This window comes from Vibrio sp. 10N.239.312.D08, from assembly GCF_041466145.1.
GTDB classification, from domain to species: Bacteria; Pseudomonadota; Gammaproteobacteria; order Enterobacterales; family Vibrionaceae; genus Vibrio; species Vibrio crassostreae_C.
In genome coordinates this window covers 1-16,823 of record NZ_JBFSSD010000045.1, presented here as the reverse complement: position 1 = coordinate 16,823, position 16,823 = coordinate 1, and the positions used below count along the sequence as shown (strand labels likewise).

Below are 16,823 nucleotides of genomic sequence, written 5' to 3'. Positions count from 1 at the left end.
AGAAACTCAAGCACTGCTTATTTTTGAGCGCAACTTTACTCTTAGATAACATTTAGTCAACAGGAAAAGCCCTGTAGCCCTAAAAATACCTCTTTTTTGTTGAGAAACGCGATCAAAGTAGCGCAAGCATACCACTTAAAATGTGATAAAAATCGACTAGAATCAATATTTCAGCGAAATGATTGAAAATCACAGAATAACGACGGCTTATATATGATTATTACAACTTAATATTGCAAATTAATAGCTTTAAAAATATGACCAACCCCATTGATTTTAAAGAAAAATTGTTGTGTTAACGGTTTGTTTAAATGGTGGTTTAGAGTCGCTTGCTTTACAAATCTGAGGTGCAAACGTGTGCTGAACTTTAGAGTTATAACTCTAACGGTGTTTAGGGGGAGTAAAATTTTTGAGGGTGTTTCCGCTAGGTGTGAACTAGTGGTATGATGAGTAAATTAGAACAGAATAATTAAATTGGATTGAAGTGTAGATGGTCATTAAGGCGAAGAGCCCGGCAGGATTTGCAGAGAAGTATATCATTGAAAGTATTTGGAATGGCCGTTTCCCTCCAGGTTCTATCTTGCCCGCAGAGCGTGAGCTTTCTGAGCTGATTGGTGTTACACGTACTACGCTTCGTGAAGTACTACAACGTCTTGCTCGTGATGGTTGGTTGACAATCCAACATGGCAAACCAACTAAAGTTAACCAGTTTATGGAAACCTCAGGTCTTCATATCCTTGATACGTTAATGACGTTGGACGTTGATAACGCAAGCAAAATGGTAGAAGACCTGCTTGCTGCTCGTACTAATATCAGCCCGATCTTTATGCGTTATGCATTCAAAGCAAACAAAGAAGCTTCAGAGCGTACTATCAGTAACGTGATTGAATCTTGTGAAGCGCTACTTGCGGCACCAACTTGGGATGAGTTCCTAGAATCGTCGCCATACGCTGACAAGATCAAACAAGCGGTAAAAGAAGATTCAGAAAAAGATGAAGCGAAACGTCAGACGATCTTAATCGCGAAGACTTTCAACTTCTATGATTACATGCTTTTCCAACGTTTGGCATTCCACTCAGGCAACCAGATTTACGGCCTGATCTTTAACGGTGTGCGTAAACTTTATGACCGTATCGGTAGCTACTACTTCTCTAACCCAGAAGCACGACGTTTAGCGATGGACTTTTATAAAGAGTTGTTCATTATCTGTGAAAGTGGCGAGCGCGAAACTTTGCCATTAGTGATTCGTAACTACGGTATCGCAAGTGCACAAGTTTGGAATGAAATGAAAACGACATTGCCGACGAACTTCACTGAAGACGACAGCTAAGGCATAGGTTTACTATTGTTGTTCCTGTTTAGTCAGTGACGTAAAGAAAACGAAAAAGCGGCGAGATAATTCAATTATCTCGCCGCTTTTTATTTATCTGTCGTTACTAGAAAATTATCAGTGGGTCAGTTACTTACCTATGACGAGTAATTTATCTATGTGTAGCAACTTAAAATTTATCTAGGAGTAGTAACTTAACCCGCAAACTCTTCTGAGTCTGGACGGTTGGTAAATTGCACACCGTTTAGAAAATCGCAAAGTAGTTGGTCTTCACACACTTTGTAGTTTTTGTTTTCTGGCTTGCGGAAGTAAGCGCCGATTTCGTACTTGCTCAAGCTAATGCCAACCACTTCTAGTACGTCCAAAACATCTTCTGCTTTCATGTTCAATGCGATACGAAGCTTCATGAAGATCATGTTGTTCGTCAGTGCAACTTCAGGTTTAGGTTGCTCGCCTTCTTTTTTGCCACGCTTAAGGTTGATGAAACCATTTAGGAATACCGCTAACTCTTTATCTTTCATCTTAGAGCATGACTTGTCGTTGTCATCTTTTAGCCAGTTAATCACTTGGTCATGAGCAACAGTCACATCAGCTTGTTCGATAGCTTTGATGATTTGTGCATTTTTAAGGTTTAGTGCGTGTTGAATACGACGCAAGATTTCGTTGTTAGTCACTGGGGATTCCTAAAAAGGGTTTTAGAGTAAAGAGGTGTTGGTTTAGCCTATTTTTGTCGACGAACCAATTTCTACTCTACATAGCATAGTTGACGGCGACTCTAACAGAGAACGTTAATTTTCGGTAGATATAAAAAATCCCCAATGCTGATTAACTCTTTCAAGTCAAAAATGCATTAGGGATTTAGTGATGAGTGCTTGTTATCTGACAGGAGCCAGAATTACATTACACGCATACCAGGTTGAGCACCTTCGTGTGGCTCAAGGATCCATAGGTCGCTGCCGCCAGGACCCGCTGCTAGGATCATGCCTTCAGACATACCAAACTTCATCTTACGAGGTTTTAGGTTTGCTACCATTACAGTTAGCTTGCCTTCTAGCTCTTCAGGTTTGTATGCTGATTTGATACCAGAGAATACTTGGCGAGTCTCACCACCGATGTCTAGTTGGAACTTCAGTAGTTTGTTCGCTTTTGGTACTTCTTCACAAGAGATGATACGAGCGATACGCATGTCTACTGCTGCAAAGGCATCGAACTCAATCTCGTCTGCGATTGGCTCTTTGTCTAGCTCAGTTTGGCTTGCTTGCTCTTTTTCAGCTTCTGCTTTTTCTTTCGCTGCTGCTTCAGCGGCTGCATCTTCTTTAGAAGACTCAACCATTGCTTCCACTTTCTTAGGGTCAATGCGGTTGAATAGCGCTTTGAACTTAGTGATCTCGTGATCAGTTAGCGGAGTAGCAATCGCTTCCCACGTTAGCTCTTCGTTTAGGAAAGCTTCAGTGCGTGCTGCAAGCTCTGGCATCACTGGTTTCAGGTAAGCCATCAGTACGCGGAATAGGTTAATACCTACAGAAGAAACTTGTTGAAGCTCAGCTTCTTTGCCTTCTTCTTTTGCAAGAACCCAAGGTGCTTTTTCGTCGATGTACTGGTTAGCTTTATCCGCTAGTGCAGTGATTTCACGGATAGCACGGCTGAATTCACGAGTTTCGTATAGCTCACCGATACGCTCAGCAGCAGCAACGAATTCGTTGTATAGCTCAGGCTCTGCAAATTCAGCAGCTAGCTTGCCTTCAAAACGCTTAGTAATGAAGCCAGCGTTACGAGAAGCTAGGTTAACAATCTTGTTTACTACGTCAGCGTTTACACGTTGAGTGAAGTCTTCAAGGTTAAGATCTAAGTCATCGATGCGGCTGTTTAGTTTCGCAGCGTAGTAGTAACGTAGACACTCAGGGTCTAGGTGGTTTAGGTACGTGCTTGCTTTGATGAATGTGCCTTTCGACTTAGACATCTTCGCACCGTTCACTGTTACGTAGCCGTGTACGAATACGTTGTTTGGCTTACGGAAACCTGCGCCGTCTAGCATTGCTGGCCAGAATAGGCTGTGGAAGTAAACAATGTCTTTACCGATGAAGTGGTAAAGCTCAGTTGTGCTGTCTTTCTTCCAGTATTCATCGAAGTTTAGATCGTCACGTTTGTCACATAGGTTCTTGAAAGAAGCCATGTAGCCAACAGGTGCGTCTAGCCATACGTAGAAGAACTTGTCTTTTTCGCCTGGGATTTCAAAGCCGAAGTAAGGTGCATCACGTGAGATATCCCACTGTTGCAGACCAGACTCAAACCATTCCTGCATTTTGTTTGCAGTTTCATTCTGTAGAGAGCCAGAACGAGTCCACTCTTTAAGCATGCTTTCGAACTGAGGTAGGTCGAAGAAGAAGTGCTCAGAGTCTTTCATTACTGGAGTTGCGCCAGAAACCGCTGATTTAGGGTTAATTAGCTCAGTTGGGCTGTATGTCTCACCACAGTTATCACAGTTATCACCATACTGGTCTTCTGACTTACACTTAGGGCAAGTACCTTTTACGAAGCGGTCTGGTAGGAACATCTCTTTCTCAGGATCGAAAAGCTGAGAAATAGTGCGGCTAGAAATGAAGCCGTTCTTTTTAAGTTCTAAGTAGATGTGAGAAGCCAGTTCACGGTTCTCTTCGCTGTGTGTGCTGTGGTAGTTATCAAAGCTGATATCAAAGCCAGCGAAGTCTTTTTGGTGCTCTTCACTAACAGCAGCGATCATCTCTTCTGGCGTGATACCCATCTGTTGAGCTTTAAGCATAATTGGCGTGCCGTGAGCATCGTCAGCACAGATGAAGTTTACAGTGTTGCCACGTAGACGCTGGTATCGAACCCAGATATCAGCTTGGATATGCTCAAGCATATGGCCAAGGTGAATAGAGCCGTTAGCGTACGGAAGCGCACAAGTTACCAAAAGTTGTCTTGGATCAGTTGCCATACTTAATAATTCGCTTTTTTGATAGGTATAAATTTGAGAGGTAATACTACTTTATAACGTGTGATACGCCAAGGTGTCAGACTAAGGATTCCCCTAGTTTTTTAGGGGTTCAGTCTTCATCTCGTGGGTGATAGCATAAATAAAAAAAGGAGTCCCAATGCGTAACTTTACTTCTAAGCAAGATTTCTGTTCATGGTTGAATGAGTTCGAGTCACCAATCCTCATCCCAGAGTGGGCGCTACACCAAAATATTGTATCGGTTGATCCGCGTGGATCATTTGTTATCACCTTACCTTTTGCCGCTAATCAGCTTGCGGTTGAATTGGAACAGTGGATTCACTCTCAGATTGAACAACAGCTTGTTAGCGCTTTTCAGTTTGAAGTGAAGGTGAAGCCGTCTGCGTTAGAAACCACGGTTGCGACACCATTGAAGGGGGTGAAGAACATCATCGCCGTGACATCTGCAAAGGGTGGGGTGGGTAAATCGACCACTTCAGTCAACCTTGCTTTGGCTTTATCTAAGTCTGGTTCAAAAGTGGGTTTGTTGGATGCGGATATCTATGGTCCTTCTGTACCTATGATGCTTGGCCAATTAGATGCGAAACCAGAAGTCCAGAATAACAAGTGGATGATGCCAATCGAAGCGCACGGTATTTTCACTCACTCTATCGGTTATCTTGTGTCGAAAGATGACGCTGCGATTTGGCGCGGTCCAATGGCGGCCAAGGCTTTAGGTCAGCTTGTTAACGAAACCGTATGGCCAGAGTTGGATTATCTAGTTATTGATATGCCACCGGGCACGGGCGATATTCAGCTGACGTTATCGCAACAGATCCCAGTGACCGGGGCTGTAGTGGTGACCACTCCTCAAGATTTGGCGCTAGCGGATGCACGTAAAGGCGTAGCGATGTTTGATAAGGTGAGTGTGCCAGTCGCAGGCTTAGTTGAAAACATGAGCTATCATATTTGTAGTCACTGTGGTGAGAAAGAGCATATCTTTGGTGCTGGTGGTGCCGAAGCTATGTCAGAAGAGTTTTACCTCGATATTTTGGCACAGATCCCTCTTCATATTGATGTGCGAGAAGATATCGATGCAGGTTGCCCGACTGTGATTCGTCGTCCAGATAGTGAACATACACGTCACTACTTAGAGCTTGCAGAGAATGTGGCTGCGAAGATGTTCTGGACCGGCAAGGCGAGACCAGAAGCGATTAACTTTTCTTTGGTTGAATAGCGAAAGATAATCAAAAAGTTGTGTTAATCATGTTGGATTAGATAAATAGCGGTTGGATTTAGGCTGATAGCCATTGGGGTTGTGCAAATAGTTGTAGGCAAGTTATTTGAAAGCAAACGATTGCATTCATTAAATGCATTGATATCATCAATTTGACTGCAATTAGCTAAAATGGCGACTAGAATCTATGTGCTTTAGCCCCTATAATCAGGCGGTTTATCTCTTCCCACCACCAAACCATATCGGGTGCAAAATTAATGTCTGATAATAATCAATGTGTCATCGTAGGTATCGCTGGCGCTTCAGCTTCAGGAAAAAGTCTGATTGCTAGTACAATTTATAATGAATTGCGCGAAAAAGTAGGCGACCATCAAATTGGTGTTATCACGGAAGATTGCTATTACAGCGACCAAAGCCACTTGAGTATGGAAGAGCGTGTTAAAACTAACTACGATCACCCAAATGCACTAGATCATGATCTTTTATGTGAACATCTACAGCAGCTAATGAGTGGCAACGCCGTAGAAGTTCCTGAATACAGCTACACAGAGCACACACGTACTTCTGAAACGACTACACTTACTCCAAAGAAAGTGATCATTTTAGAGGGTATTCTGCTTCTAACAGACCCGCGTCTTCGTAAACTAATGCACGCAAGTGTGTTTATGGATACACCATTAGACATCTGTCTATTACGCCGTGTTAAGCGTGATGTAGAAGAGCGTGGTCGTACAATGGACACTGTACTTAAGCAATACCAAGAAACAGTACGTCCAATGTTCATGCAGTTTATCGAGCCTTCAAAACAACATGCAGACATCATCGTTCCTCGTGGTGGTAAAAACCGTATTGCGATTGATGTGCTAAAAGCGCACATTGCGAAGTTGTTGAAGTCTTAATCGAATAAAATTTTGCCTAAGTGACTCACTTAGCTTTATTTTTTACCGAATCAGTGGCACTTTTATAGTGCCACTTTCTTTTGGAATCTAAGCAAGGAATATGCGGATGAAGAAACTACTCATTTTCATAGCTGTACCAGTGTTTGTTGTCGTTGCAGCAATTCTGGCACTAGTGCTGTTAGTGAATCCCAACCAATTTAAGCCATTAATTGTCGAACAAGCCCAAAAACACACAGGCCTAGAGCTAGTGATCGAGGGTGATATCAGCTGGCAATTCTTCCCATCCATTGGCTTTGAACTTGGTCAAACTGAATTACGCAACCCTGAAGGTTTTACGCAACCTAACCTATTTAAGGTTGATACCGTTGGCGTTGACGTTTCGGTTACTCCGCTATTTAGCAACCAACTAGAGATCGGCAACATTACTCTAGATGGTGCAGAATTCTATTTAGAAACGCTTAAAGATGGTCGCAAGAACATTGATGCACTAACGCAAGCGTCAGCGCCTCAAGAATCTGAGCCTGCAGCAGGCACAAGTTCTGAATCAGCGCCTGCCCCTCAAGAGCAAACTACCACAGACGCATCGGGTTGGACGATCAACCTTGCAGGCGTAACTGTATCAAACGCATTGTTTGAAATGGACGACAAGCAAGCGGGTTCATTCACTAAGCTATACGATGTGTCTTTGAATCTTTCTGAGTTTGCCGTTGATACATGGACAACCGCGACATTTGCGGCTTCTGGTGAGAACAATCAACAGAAGTTCTCTGCACAAGGCAGTGCAGAATTCAAATTAGCTGAAGGCTTTGCAAGTTACGCACTTCGTAATATCGACTTAAACGCTAAGTTCAATGATCCAGCGACGTCGATTGAGTCAGCAAAAATTGGCTTGAATACGTTTGAGTTCGATAAGGTAAACCAACTGACTTACGCTGTAATCGGTAATGCAGCTGGCCTTGACCTTGATCTTAAAGGTGGCGGTGAACTTACTGTTGATAACGCGATTTCAAAAGTAACGCTGAACAAGTTAACGTTAGACTCAACATTCAAAGGCGACACGCTTCCTCAGTCTCCAATGAAAGTCGACATGCTGTCTGACTTAAGCTTCGATCTTAACAAGAGCCACCTGAGCTTTGTGTTAGAGAAGCTACAAGCTAACGCTATTGCATTAGACGGTAAAGCAGACGTAATCCTATCTGAAATACCAAAGGTTCGTTTCTCTCTTCATAGCCCGAATATTGATTTAGATGAATTCTTAGGCTTAGGCAATACAACAGAAACAGCGAGCACAGCGCCTTCTGGTTCTGCTGGTGGTTCAACGTCAAGTTCTGGTAGTTCAGATCCAGCTAAAGAAGTGGAACCTGATCTGTCGGCTCTGAAAACGTTAGACGTGAAAGGTGACATCACGATTGATAAGTTCAAGGCGAACAACGCGAAGATGCAGAATGTTAAAACCGCATTTTCGGTTAACCGTGGTATCGCAGAGCTAACCTCATTCACCTCGAATCTTTACCAAGGTTCTATTTCTGCTACTGCAAAGTTAGACGCTCGTAAAACACCAGCGACTTACACGGCTAAGAAGAAAATCAAAGGCGTGAAAGTACAACCGTTACTGGTTGATGTTGCAGATAACGATATGCTGGAAGGTACCGGTAATATTGATGTCAACGTGAAAGGTAAGAGTCTAACTCCGACGGGTATCAAGAAAAACCTAGTCGGTACTATCGCGATTAACTTTGAAGATGGTGCAGTTAACGGCATCAACGTAGCTCAACTGATTCGAGAAAACTACGCTAAGATCAAGGGCGAGAAAGTTGAAAGCACAAATGAAGCTCAAAAAACGGACTTCAGTGCAATGAAAGCGACGCTGAAAGTGGATAAAGGTTGGGTTTCAACTAACGACTTATCAGCACAGTCGCCACTGTTACGTGTGACAGGTCAAGGTAAAGCAAACTTCATCAATGAAACGGTCGACTTCCTTGTGCGTACATCAATTGTGGGTTCACTTGAAGGTCAGGGCGGTAAGAGCATCGACGACCTGAAAGATGTGACTATCCCAATTAAGGTAACAGGTCAGTGGGCAGCCCCGAAATTTGCACTTGTTTTTGATGATGTATTGAAACAGAAAGCACAGAAAGAAATTGATCGTGGTTTAGAAAAGTTAGACGAAAAGTACGGTGACAAGATCAAAGATGAGAAAACAAGAGACGCAGTAAACGGTCTACTAAAAGGTTTGTTTAACTAGTCTTCATCTCATTTAAAAATGAACAAAGCGCCACTCCTGTTGTAGGAATGGCGCTTTTTATTTTTGGCTCGATAATACTCAAGAGAGATTCCCTATGACACTCGTCCCTCGCTCTAGGGAATGACGATAGGCCGTCGTCCTTTGTTCAAGAGCGTAACGGCCTAGTGGTCGTCATCCTCGAGAGGGAAGAATGACCGAGTCGGGGATCTCTGGTTGAAGGTGATTACCAGTCAACGCCTTGTAGCGCTTTAACACCAGATTCAAAAGCGTGTTTCACATTGCGAACTTCAGATACTGTATCTGCTATCTCAGTAAGAGTACGGTGCGCGCCACGACCTGTAATGATGACAGACTGCATCTTCGGGCGGTTATTCAACGCCTCAACCACTTCATCGAGTTCGATGTAACCGTAGCTAACCATGTAAGTCAGTTCATCAAACAGAATCACATCGATCGACTCATCAGCCAGCATGCGTTGGCACTCTTTCCATACACGCTGCGCAGCTTCAATATCTTGCGCTTTGTTCTGAGTTTCCCAAGTAAAGCCTGTGCCCATGACTTGGAACTCGACATCAAGCTTTTGCAGAACGTTTTTTTCGCCGTTATCCCAGGTACCTTTAACAAACTGAGCAACGGCGCATTTCTTACCATGACCAACTGCACGTGTAATCGTACCAAAACCGGATGTTGATTTACCTTTACCGTTACCCGTGATGACCAGCAATAGGCCTTTTACTTCTTGTGCTGCAGCGACACGTGCATCGACTTGTTCTTTTACTTTCTGTTGTCTTGCTTTGTGGCGTTGTTCTTTGTTGTCTTCAGTCGACATAACAAATCCTTTTAAGTTGTGATTGCGTCTATCATAGCCTAACTTAACGATAGCAAAAACCATCGGAAGAACAGGTGATTAGGGATGAAAAAGATACTCGTAGTTTGTATGGGGAATATTTGCCGCTCGCCAACAGGTGAAGCGGTGCTAAGGAAGAAAGCGCAACAGCTGGATATTGATGTTGTGGTCGACTCTGCGGGGACGATTGGTTTTCATCAAGGCAACCCGCCAGACTCGCGATCCAAATCTGCAGGAGAGAAGCGAGGCTACAGCTTTAAGGGGATTACTTCTCGTAAAGTGGTAGATAATGACTTCGAAGAATTTGACCTGATACTCGCGGCCGATAGGGCGAATTTAGACGACTTAATGAGCCAATGCCCAGTTCACCTCCAATACAAGCTCGCATTATTTTTGAGTTTTGGAGAGTCACAATATCAAGAGATCCCCGATCCGTATTATGGTGAGGGAAATGGTTTTGAATTGGTGTTGGATTTAATCGAAGAGTCTAGCGAAGCGATACTGCGTTCGATGTAGTGTAGGAACAATGTACGTCGTTTTGTTATCAGCGTAAGGGCTGACCGATAGGTATAAAAAAGGCCGACATTGAATGTCGGCCTCTCTAAATCTAACTTAAAGCTACAGCTAAGATTACTTAGACATAACTTTGTAGATTGGGTCTTCTGCAACGTTCGCTTCAACTAAGCTACCTGCTTTGTGCAGCATAGCAACACAGTCTTGGCTTAGGTGGCGAAGGTGAAGTGTTTTACCTAGCGCCGCGTAACGGTCAGCAATCGTGTCGATCGCTTCAATTGCAGAGTGGTCAGTCACGCGTGAGTTTGCGAAATCAACGATTACATCTTGTGGATCGTTGTATGCGTCAAACAACTCTAGGAAGTTAGCCGTTGAACCAAAGAAGATTGGGCCGTTAACTTTGTACTCTTTTGAGCCTTCAGCGTTTACTGATGTATCTGCGTAGATGTGTTTAGCATGTTGCCAAGCAAACATTAGCGCAGAAGCGACAACACCAACACCTACTGCCACAGCAAGATCAGTCAGTACTGTTACTACGGTAACAAGAACGATAACGAAGAAGTCTTGTTTAGGAACGCGACGCGCAAGCTTGAAGGTTGCCCATTCAAATGTGCCGATAACAACCATGAACATTACGCCCACAAGTGCTGCTAGAGGAATCATTTCAATCAGTGCAGAACCGAACAGGATGAACATCAGTAGTGCAACTGCGGCGACGATACCTGAAAGACGACCACGACCACCTGAGTTTACGTTGATCATCGATTGACCGATCATCGCACAACCACCCATCGCACCGAATACAGAACACGTTACGTTAGCCATACCTTGACCAACACATTCACGGTTAGATTGACCACGAGTGTTTGTCATTTCATCTAGTACTGTCAGTGTCAGTAGAGACTCGATCAGGCCGATAGCCGCAAGGATAATTGCGTACGGTAGGATGATCTGTAGTGTCTCAAAAGAAAACGGAACAGCAGGAATAGAGAACGTTGGTAGAGAACCCGCTAGCGTTGCAGCTTCGTCACCAGACATTGTACGTAGGAAGTCGACAACAGTTCGAGTTTCAAGGTCAAGACCGACAACCAAAGCCGTTACTGTAACAATAGCAACCAGTGAAGATGGTACCGCTGTTGTTAGCTTAGGTAGGAAGTGGATGATAGCCATTGTAAGGGCTACTAAACCCAGCATGAGTGTCATTTGACCGCTTGGTAGCCAAGTTAATGCACCTGTTACGTCTGGCGCTTTAAACTGACCAAGCTGAGCTAGGAAGATAACAATGGCCAAACCGTTCACGAAACCAATCATTACTGGGTGTGGAACGATACGGATAAATTTACCTAGTTTAAATACACCTGCTGCAATTTGCAGAAGGCCAGCCAGCATAACGGCTGCGAATAGGTATTGAACACCATGGGTTGCCACTAGGCTCACCATTACAACGGCCATTGCGCCGGTTGCGCCAGAAATCATACCTGGACGGCCGCCAAAGACAGAAGTGATTAAACCTACGATGAATGCTGCATAAAGACCAACCATTGGGTCAACGCCAGCAACAAAGGCGAATGCTACAGCTTCAGGTACCAGAGCCAGGGCTACTGTAAGACCTGAAAGCACGTCATTCTTTACAGAGTGCTTTGAAAATTGTGGGAATTCGAACATGTTTGCTCAGCTATGCTTAAGATGGATTTACCGACACGGGTGTATTGCGTAGCCAAACAGTGATGGAAAAGAGCGGCAATAGCGAAGTGTCGAAAAGATAAGTGCGCGAATGCTACCCAAAAATGTGATTAAGTTCAAGGTTGAACCTAACTTTGAGTAATATATCTGTTAATTTTTATTCGATTAGTAGATATGAAAAAGGCTGCTTTAATAAGCAGCCTTTGATTCTATTTACTCGCGATTACCTATCAGTAATCACTAGTAGTTTGGCTTAGTCATCGCCGCGCCAGCTTTGTTCGACGCTGCCTGACTGCCTGCACCTTTCGATACAAAACGTTCAGTGCGGAACGGAGCTGCAATCACTTCAATCTCTTTGATCTCTTGAGGACCAGGAGCTTTAGTCATTGGTGAACCGGCTTGCTTCTTAGCAACAGCTGCCTTTGGTGCCGCTTTAGGAGCTTCTGCTTTAACAACAGGTGCTTCTTCAACTTTTGCACTTTCAGCTTTAGGCGCTTCAGCTTCAACAACTGGTGTTGCTTCTGCTTGCACAGCTTCTGCTACAACAGGCGCTTCAACTTTCGTCGCTTCTGCAACCACTGGTGCTTCTTCAACGACTGCAGGAGCTTCAACTACAGCAGGAGTCTCAGCTACTTGAGCTTCAACAGCAGCATCTTCACGACGGATGATAACTTTACCCATTGCAAGCTCTGGACATGCGAAGCCGCCAGTCATTGCTACGTTGCTTTGTGGTGCCGTCTCTAGAGCAACATTCTGCTCTTGAACAGATGTTTGAGCTTCAGCTGCTACTTGAACTTCAGCCACTTCAGGCTTTGCCTGCTTGTGGTGAGGTTTTGGAATGAAGCGAGGCATCACTTTACCCATAGCCATCTCTGGAGAAGCTACACCACCTTTACGTAGGCGGAATGGGTTAGGGCGACGATCACGACCGCGACGACGACGTTGACCACTTGCACGTAGGTGACGTGGAGAACGACGGTTACGACGTTGTTTCGGCTCTTCCTGTTCAGTTTGCTCTGCATTCGCTTGAGTTGCTTCTACTTGTTCCGCAACTTTTTGCTCTTGAGCTACTGACTGTTCTTTTGAAACAGATAGTTCTTTAGCAGCAACCTGCTCTTTTGAAGCGTTATCTTCAGCTTGAGCTTGTTGGTCTTTAACACGAACTTGCTTGTTCAGTTTACGACGCTGACGACGCTCTTTAATCTTAGCTGCTTTCGCTTCAGGTTTAGCCTTAGGCGCTTCCGGTTTACCAGCTTGTGCTTCTGCTGCTAGCTGTAGACCTTCTTCTGCTAATTTAGATGGTGCTTGCTCTTCGCGTTGCTTCTGCTCATCACGTGGCTTGTTGCGACGGTCTTGCTTAGGCTTGCGAGGCTGACGAGTTTGCTGTGGAGCTGCTTCTTTTTGCTCTTCAGGCTTCTCATCACGAGCTGGCTTACGGCGGCGTTTGTTGTCACGGTTTTCGTTACGATTGTCACCACGTTCACCACGGTCGTTACGCTGTTCGCCACGCTCACCACGTTGGTTACGACGACGGTTATCGTTACGATCACGGCGTTGACGGTTGCCGTTGTTACGATTGTTTTTAGGTTTTTCTTCTTCTTTCTTCTCTTCTTCTTTTTTCTCTTCTTGAGTTGAAGAGCCAAATAAGAAGCTACCGATAGCTTTGAAGAAACGACCAATTAGGCCTGGTTCTTGAGTCGCTGCTGGTTCAGCTTTCTTCTCTTCTACAGCTTTAGGTGCTGGAGCAGGAGTTGGTGCTGATTGAGCAGGAGCTGCGAAGCCTTTCAGAGCAGGTTCTTCGATCTTCTTAGGACGAATAGTCTGTTCAGCAGGCTCTTTGCTTTCCGCTTCTTTTAGAGCTTCTAGCTTGTTAGGCAGCAAGTAAGATAGTAGATCGAACTCTTCACCTTCACGAACACGGATAACCTCAAAATGCGGCGTTTCCATGTCTGAGTTAGGAACAACAGTGATCTTAACTTCTTGGTTCTTCTCGATGTGGTTTACTGAGCGACGTTTTTCGTTCAGAAGGTAAGAAGCGATTGGAACAGGCACAACAGCAAGTACTTGTGCTGTGTTGTCTTTTAGAGCTTCTTCTTCAATCAAACGTAGAACAGAAAGTGCTAGAGATTCGTTATCACGAACAACACCAGTACCTGTACAACGAGGACAAATGTGGTGGCTTGCTTCTGCTAGTGATGGGCTCAAACGTTGACGAGACATCTCTAGAAGACCAAAGCGAGAAATACGACCAATCTGAACACGTGCGCGATCTAAACGAACGGCATCACGTAGACGGCTTTCTACTTCGCGTTGGTGGCGAACCGGGGTCATATCGATAAAGTCGATTACAACAAGACCACCTAGGTCACGTAGACGTAATTGACGTGCAATTTCATCGGCAGCTTCTAGGTTAGTGTTAAGTGCTGTTTCTTCAATATCGCCGCCCTTTGTTGCACGAGCAGAGTTGATATCGATAGAAGTCAGTGCTTCTGTTGGGTCGATTACGATAGAACCACCAGATGGAAGACGAACTTCACGTTGGAAAGCAGATTCGATCTGGCTTTCAATCTGGTAATGGCTGAATAGTGGCACTTCACCATCGTATTTCTTAACGCGATTCATGAAATCTGGGCGTATTAATTGAATGTGCGCTTGAGCACGTTCAAAAATAGTATTGCTGTCGATTAGAATCTCGCCAATATCACGACGTAGGTAGTCACGAATTGCGCGAACAATAACGTTACTCTCTTGGTGAATTAGGAAAGGAGCTGCATTTGAATCAGAAGCTTGCTTGATAGCGCCCCAATGGTTCAATAGAACATTCAGGTCCCACTCTAGCTCTTCTGCGCTTTTGCCAACACCCGCTGTACGCACGATTAAGCCCATACCTTGAGGAAGCTCAAGAGTGCTTAATGCTGCTTTCAGTTGAGTGCGTTCATCACCTTCGATACGACGAGAAATACCGCCAGCACGAGGGTTATTAGGCATAAGAACTAAGTAACTACCAGCCAAAGAGATGAAAGTTGTCAGTGCAGCACCTTTGCTACCACGTTCTTCTTTCTCTACTTGTACGATTACTTCTTGGCCTTCTTTTAGCACTTCTTTAATGCTAGGACGGCCTTGGTATGTATAACCTTCAGGGAAGTATTCGCGGGCAATTTCTTTAAGAGGGAGGAAACCGTGACGTTCTGCGCCGTAATCAACGAATGCCGCTTCTAGGCTTGGTTCAATACGGGTAATACGTCCTTTGTAGATATTCGCTTTCTTTGACTCGTGACCTGGACTTTCGATATCTAGATCGAACAGTCGTTGGCCATCAACCAAAGCGACACGCAACTCTTCTTTTTGAGTTGCGTTAATTAACATTCTTTTCATTTAGAAGTTCTCATTGTCTTTTCTTATTTTCATCATTGTTCTTATCGCTTTATTTCGTTTCTCATGGTGCCAGATCCCATGGCTTTATCGGTGCAGCCTCCCGGCTGGAGAGGGATGCTCTGGGGCACGTCAGTCATCATAGGGAGTTAGCCTATGATCCGCGATGTGGCGGTGAATACTCAACATGAGTGTACGTGAGTAGAGCGATAAGGAACTCAGTTGACCGTGTCTTACGCCGATTGCAGCACTGTCTAATCTGAGTTATCTACTCATTTACTTGCTTATGAATGGTTGGCTGTTTAAATAATAGTCAAACCACTGATAGCAGCTGTGAACTATAGCAGCGGTCGGTAAACACAGCAATCTGCTTTGTCGGAATGCTGTAAAAAAAACAGTTTTTGTTTGGGTTTTGATAGCTCTAACTCACTGTCTATAAATAATTTATCAATTGATATTTTAATTTGCAGGAATCTTGGTGCTTTTTTGTTCGAAGAATCAAAGAAATATAGAACTTCGGCGACCATTTTGGGATAGATCGGTAAGGATTAGGGATAAATAAGTTCGGAATAGGGCTAAGAAAATCCCAATTATCAAAAGTGACAGTGATACAATAGCGCAATGAGCGAAATTAGAACCCAAGTCCAATTCGTCGACATTGACGAAGATATGGCTGGTCAGCGTATTGATAACTTCTTACGCAACCAATTAAAAAACATCCCGAAAAGCATGATTTACCGAATCGTGCGTAAAGGCGAAGTCCGCGTAAATAAAAAACGCATTAAGGCTGAGTACAAACTAAAAGCTGGCGATTTAGTTCGTATCCCTCCGGTTACTATTGAAGAGAAAACAGAAGAGAACGTGCCGAGCACGAAACTCAACAAGGTTTCAGAATTAGAACAGTGCATCATTTATGAAGATGATCACATGCTAATTCTTAACAAACCGTCTGGCACTGCTGTTCATGGTGGTAGCGGATTAAAATTTGGCGCGATTGAAGCATTACGTGCTCTTCGCCCTGATGCTCGTTTTCTTGAATTAGTGCACCGTATCGATAGAGATACGTCTGGCATTTTGCTTGTTGCTAAGAAGCGCTCGGCGCTAAGACACCTTCAAGCACAGTTCCGTGAAAAAACGGTTCAAAAATACTACTTCGCTTTAGTTATGGGCGAATGGAAGAACAGCTGCAAAGTCGTCAACGCACCTTTGTTGAAAAATGAAGTGAACAGCATTGTTCGAGTTAACCCGAATGGTAAAGCTTCTGAAACCCGTTTTAAGGTTTTAGAAAAATTCCAAGAGGCGACGTTGATTCAAGCAAGCCCAATTACAGGCCGAACACACCAAATTCGTGTGCACGCTCAGTATACTGGTCACCCAATTGCTTGGGATGATCGCTACGGTGATCGTCGTTTTGACGCTTACACGGGTAAGGTTGGTCTTGATCGTCTGTTCCTACATGCAGCAAACATCAAGTTCACACACCCAGGTAGTGAAGAGAAGATGGATATCTCGGCGCCAATGGAAAGAAGGCTAGAGAAAGCCCTAACTGGTTTACGTAAGCTTTAAGAAGATACGAGATACGAGATACGAGATACGAGATACGAGATACGAGATACGAAGGTATAGAGTGCCTCTAAATTTGTTCTTCAGTATCCATAAATGAGAAAGGTTGACGAATATCGTCAACCTTTTTTGTTTGTGCGCCGAGCATGGCGTTGATCTAGGAGGTGAAAGTCCTCTACGG

Annotated in this window: 11 protein-coding genes; 6 read left to right on the top strand and 5 right to left on the bottom strand. The window is 44.2% G+C overall.

Annotated elements, in window-relative coordinates; translation table 11 throughout:
* Window positions 1-490 precede the first annotated feature (490 nt).
* Window positions 491-1,330, top strand: a complete 840-nt coding sequence (gene fadR, locus AB6D58_RS19370) for a fatty acid metabolism transcriptional regulator FadR (RefSeq protein WP_017062161.1) — start codon at window positions 491-493, stop codon at window positions 1,328-1,330.
* 194 nt (window positions 1,331-1,524) lie between these two features.
* Here the strand turns inward: fadR and AB6D58_RS19365 are convergent, their stop codons facing one another.
* Window positions 1,525-2,004 (bottom strand): DUF1456 family protein, encoded by a 480-nt coding sequence (locus tag AB6D58_RS19365; protein ID WP_010437231.1) that lies wholly within the window; start codon window positions 2,002-2,004, stop codon window positions 1,525-1,527.
* Between the two features lie 221 nt (window positions 2,005-2,225).
* Entirely contained in the window at window positions 2,226-4,286 is a 2,061-nt protein-coding gene (metG, locus tag AB6D58_RS19360) for a methionine--tRNA ligase (RefSeq protein ID WP_017062160.1), read from the bottom strand.
* A gap of 157 nt (window positions 4,287-4,443) precedes the next feature.
* On the opposite strand from metG, the gene apbC reads away from it, so the two are divergent.
* From apbC to AB6D58_RS19345, 3 genes are all read left to right on the top strand, one after another.
* Window positions 4,444-5,520, top strand: a complete 1,077-nt coding sequence (apbC, locus tag AB6D58_RS19355; RefSeq protein ID WP_048613198.1) for an iron-sulfur cluster carrier protein ApbC — start codon at window positions 4,444-4,446, stop codon at window positions 5,518-5,520.
* Between the two features lie 257 nt (window positions 5,521-5,777).
* The gene (udk, locus tag AB6D58_RS19350) at window positions 5,778-6,419 is read left to right on the top strand and encodes a uridine kinase (RefSeq protein WP_004734002.1); all 642 of its coding nucleotides are present in this window, start codon (window positions 5,778-5,780) and stop codon (window positions 6,417-6,419) included.
* Between the two features lie 106 nt (window positions 6,420-6,525).
* Window positions 6,526-8,664: an AsmA family protein gene (locus AB6D58_RS19345; RefSeq protein WP_372158155.1), complete on the top strand. Its 2,139-nt coding sequence runs from the start codon at window positions 6,526-6,528 to the stop codon at window positions 8,662-8,664.
* A 223-nt stretch (window positions 8,665-8,887) separates the two neighbouring features.
* Here AB6D58_RS19345 and cobO read toward each other — a convergent pair whose 3' ends face one another.
* Window positions 8,888-9,493, bottom strand: coding sequence for a cob(I)yrinic acid a,c-diamide adenosyltransferase (gene cobO / locus AB6D58_RS19340; protein ID WP_017062158.1), 606 nt, complete (start codon window positions 9,491-9,493; stop codon window positions 8,888-8,890).
* Between the two features lie 84 nt (window positions 9,494-9,577).
* Between cobO and AB6D58_RS19335 the strand changes: the two genes are divergently transcribed.
* Window positions 9,578-10,027, top strand: a complete 450-nt coding sequence (locus AB6D58_RS19335) for a low molecular weight protein-tyrosine-phosphatase (protein ID WP_017067202.1) — start codon at window positions 9,578-9,580, stop codon at window positions 10,025-10,027.
* 114 nt (window positions 10,028-10,141) lie between these two features.
* On the opposite strand, the gene AB6D58_RS19330 is transcribed toward AB6D58_RS19335, so the two are convergent.
* Window positions 10,142-11,689 (bottom strand): SulP family inorganic anion transporter, encoded by a 1,548-nt coding sequence (locus AB6D58_RS19330; RefSeq protein ID WP_017063477.1) that lies wholly within the window; start codon window positions 11,687-11,689, stop codon window positions 10,142-10,144.
* A gap of 258 nt (window positions 11,690-11,947) precedes the next feature.
* On the bottom strand, window positions 11,948-15,082 hold the full coding sequence (rne, locus tag AB6D58_RS19325; RefSeq protein ID WP_102427873.1) for a ribonuclease E: 3,135 nt from the start codon (window positions 15,080-15,082) through the stop codon (window positions 11,948-11,950).
* Between the two features lie 618 nt (window positions 15,083-15,700).
* Here rne and rluC point away from each other — a divergent pair.
* Window positions 15,701-16,645: a 23S rRNA pseudouridine(955/2504/2580) synthase RluC gene (gene rluC / locus AB6D58_RS19320; protein ID WP_017054981.1), complete on the top strand. Its 945-nt coding sequence runs from the start codon at window positions 15,701-15,703 to the stop codon at window positions 16,643-16,645.
* Window positions 16,646-16,823 lie beyond the last annotated feature (178 nt).

What these genes read in the sequence shown, in the direction of transcription:
- fadR (WP_017062161.1), top strand. Translation starts at nt 491, where the DNA reads ATGGTCATTAAGGCGAAGAGCCCGGCAGGATTTGCAGAGAAGTATATC.
- metG (WP_017062160.1), bottom strand. Translation starts at nt 4,286, where the DNA reads ATGGCAACTGATCCAAGACAACTTTTGGTAACTTGTGCGCTTCCGTAC.
- apbC (WP_048613198.1), top strand. Translation starts at nt 4,444, where the DNA reads ATGCGTAACTTTACTTCTAAGCAAGATTTCTGTTCATGGTTGAATGAG.
- udk (WP_004734002.1), top strand. Translation starts at nt 5,778, where the DNA reads ATGTCTGATAATAATCAATGTGTCATCGTAGGTATCGCTGGCGCTTCA.
- AB6D58_RS19345 (WP_372158155.1), top strand. Translation starts at nt 6,526, where the DNA reads ATGAAGAAACTACTCATTTTCATAGCTGTACCAGTGTTTGTTGTCGTT.
- cobO (WP_017062158.1), bottom strand. Translation starts at nt 9,493, where the DNA reads ATGTCGACTGAAGACAACAAAGAACAACGCCACAAAGCAAGACAACAG.
- AB6D58_RS19335 (WP_017067202.1), top strand. Translation starts at nt 9,578, where the DNA reads ATGAAAAAGATACTCGTAGTTTGTATGGGGAATATTTGCCGCTCGCCA.
- AB6D58_RS19330 (WP_017063477.1), bottom strand. Translation starts at nt 11,689, where the DNA reads ATGTTCGAATTCCCACAATTTTCAAAGCACTCTGTAAAGAATGACGTG.
- rne (WP_102427873.1), bottom strand. Translation starts at nt 15,082, where the DNA reads ATGAAAAGAATGTTAATTAACGCAACTCAAAAAGAAGAGTTGCGTGTC.
- rluC (WP_017054981.1), top strand. Translation starts at nt 15,701, where the DNA reads ATGAGCGAAATTAGAACCCAAGTCCAATTCGTCGACATTGACGAAGAT.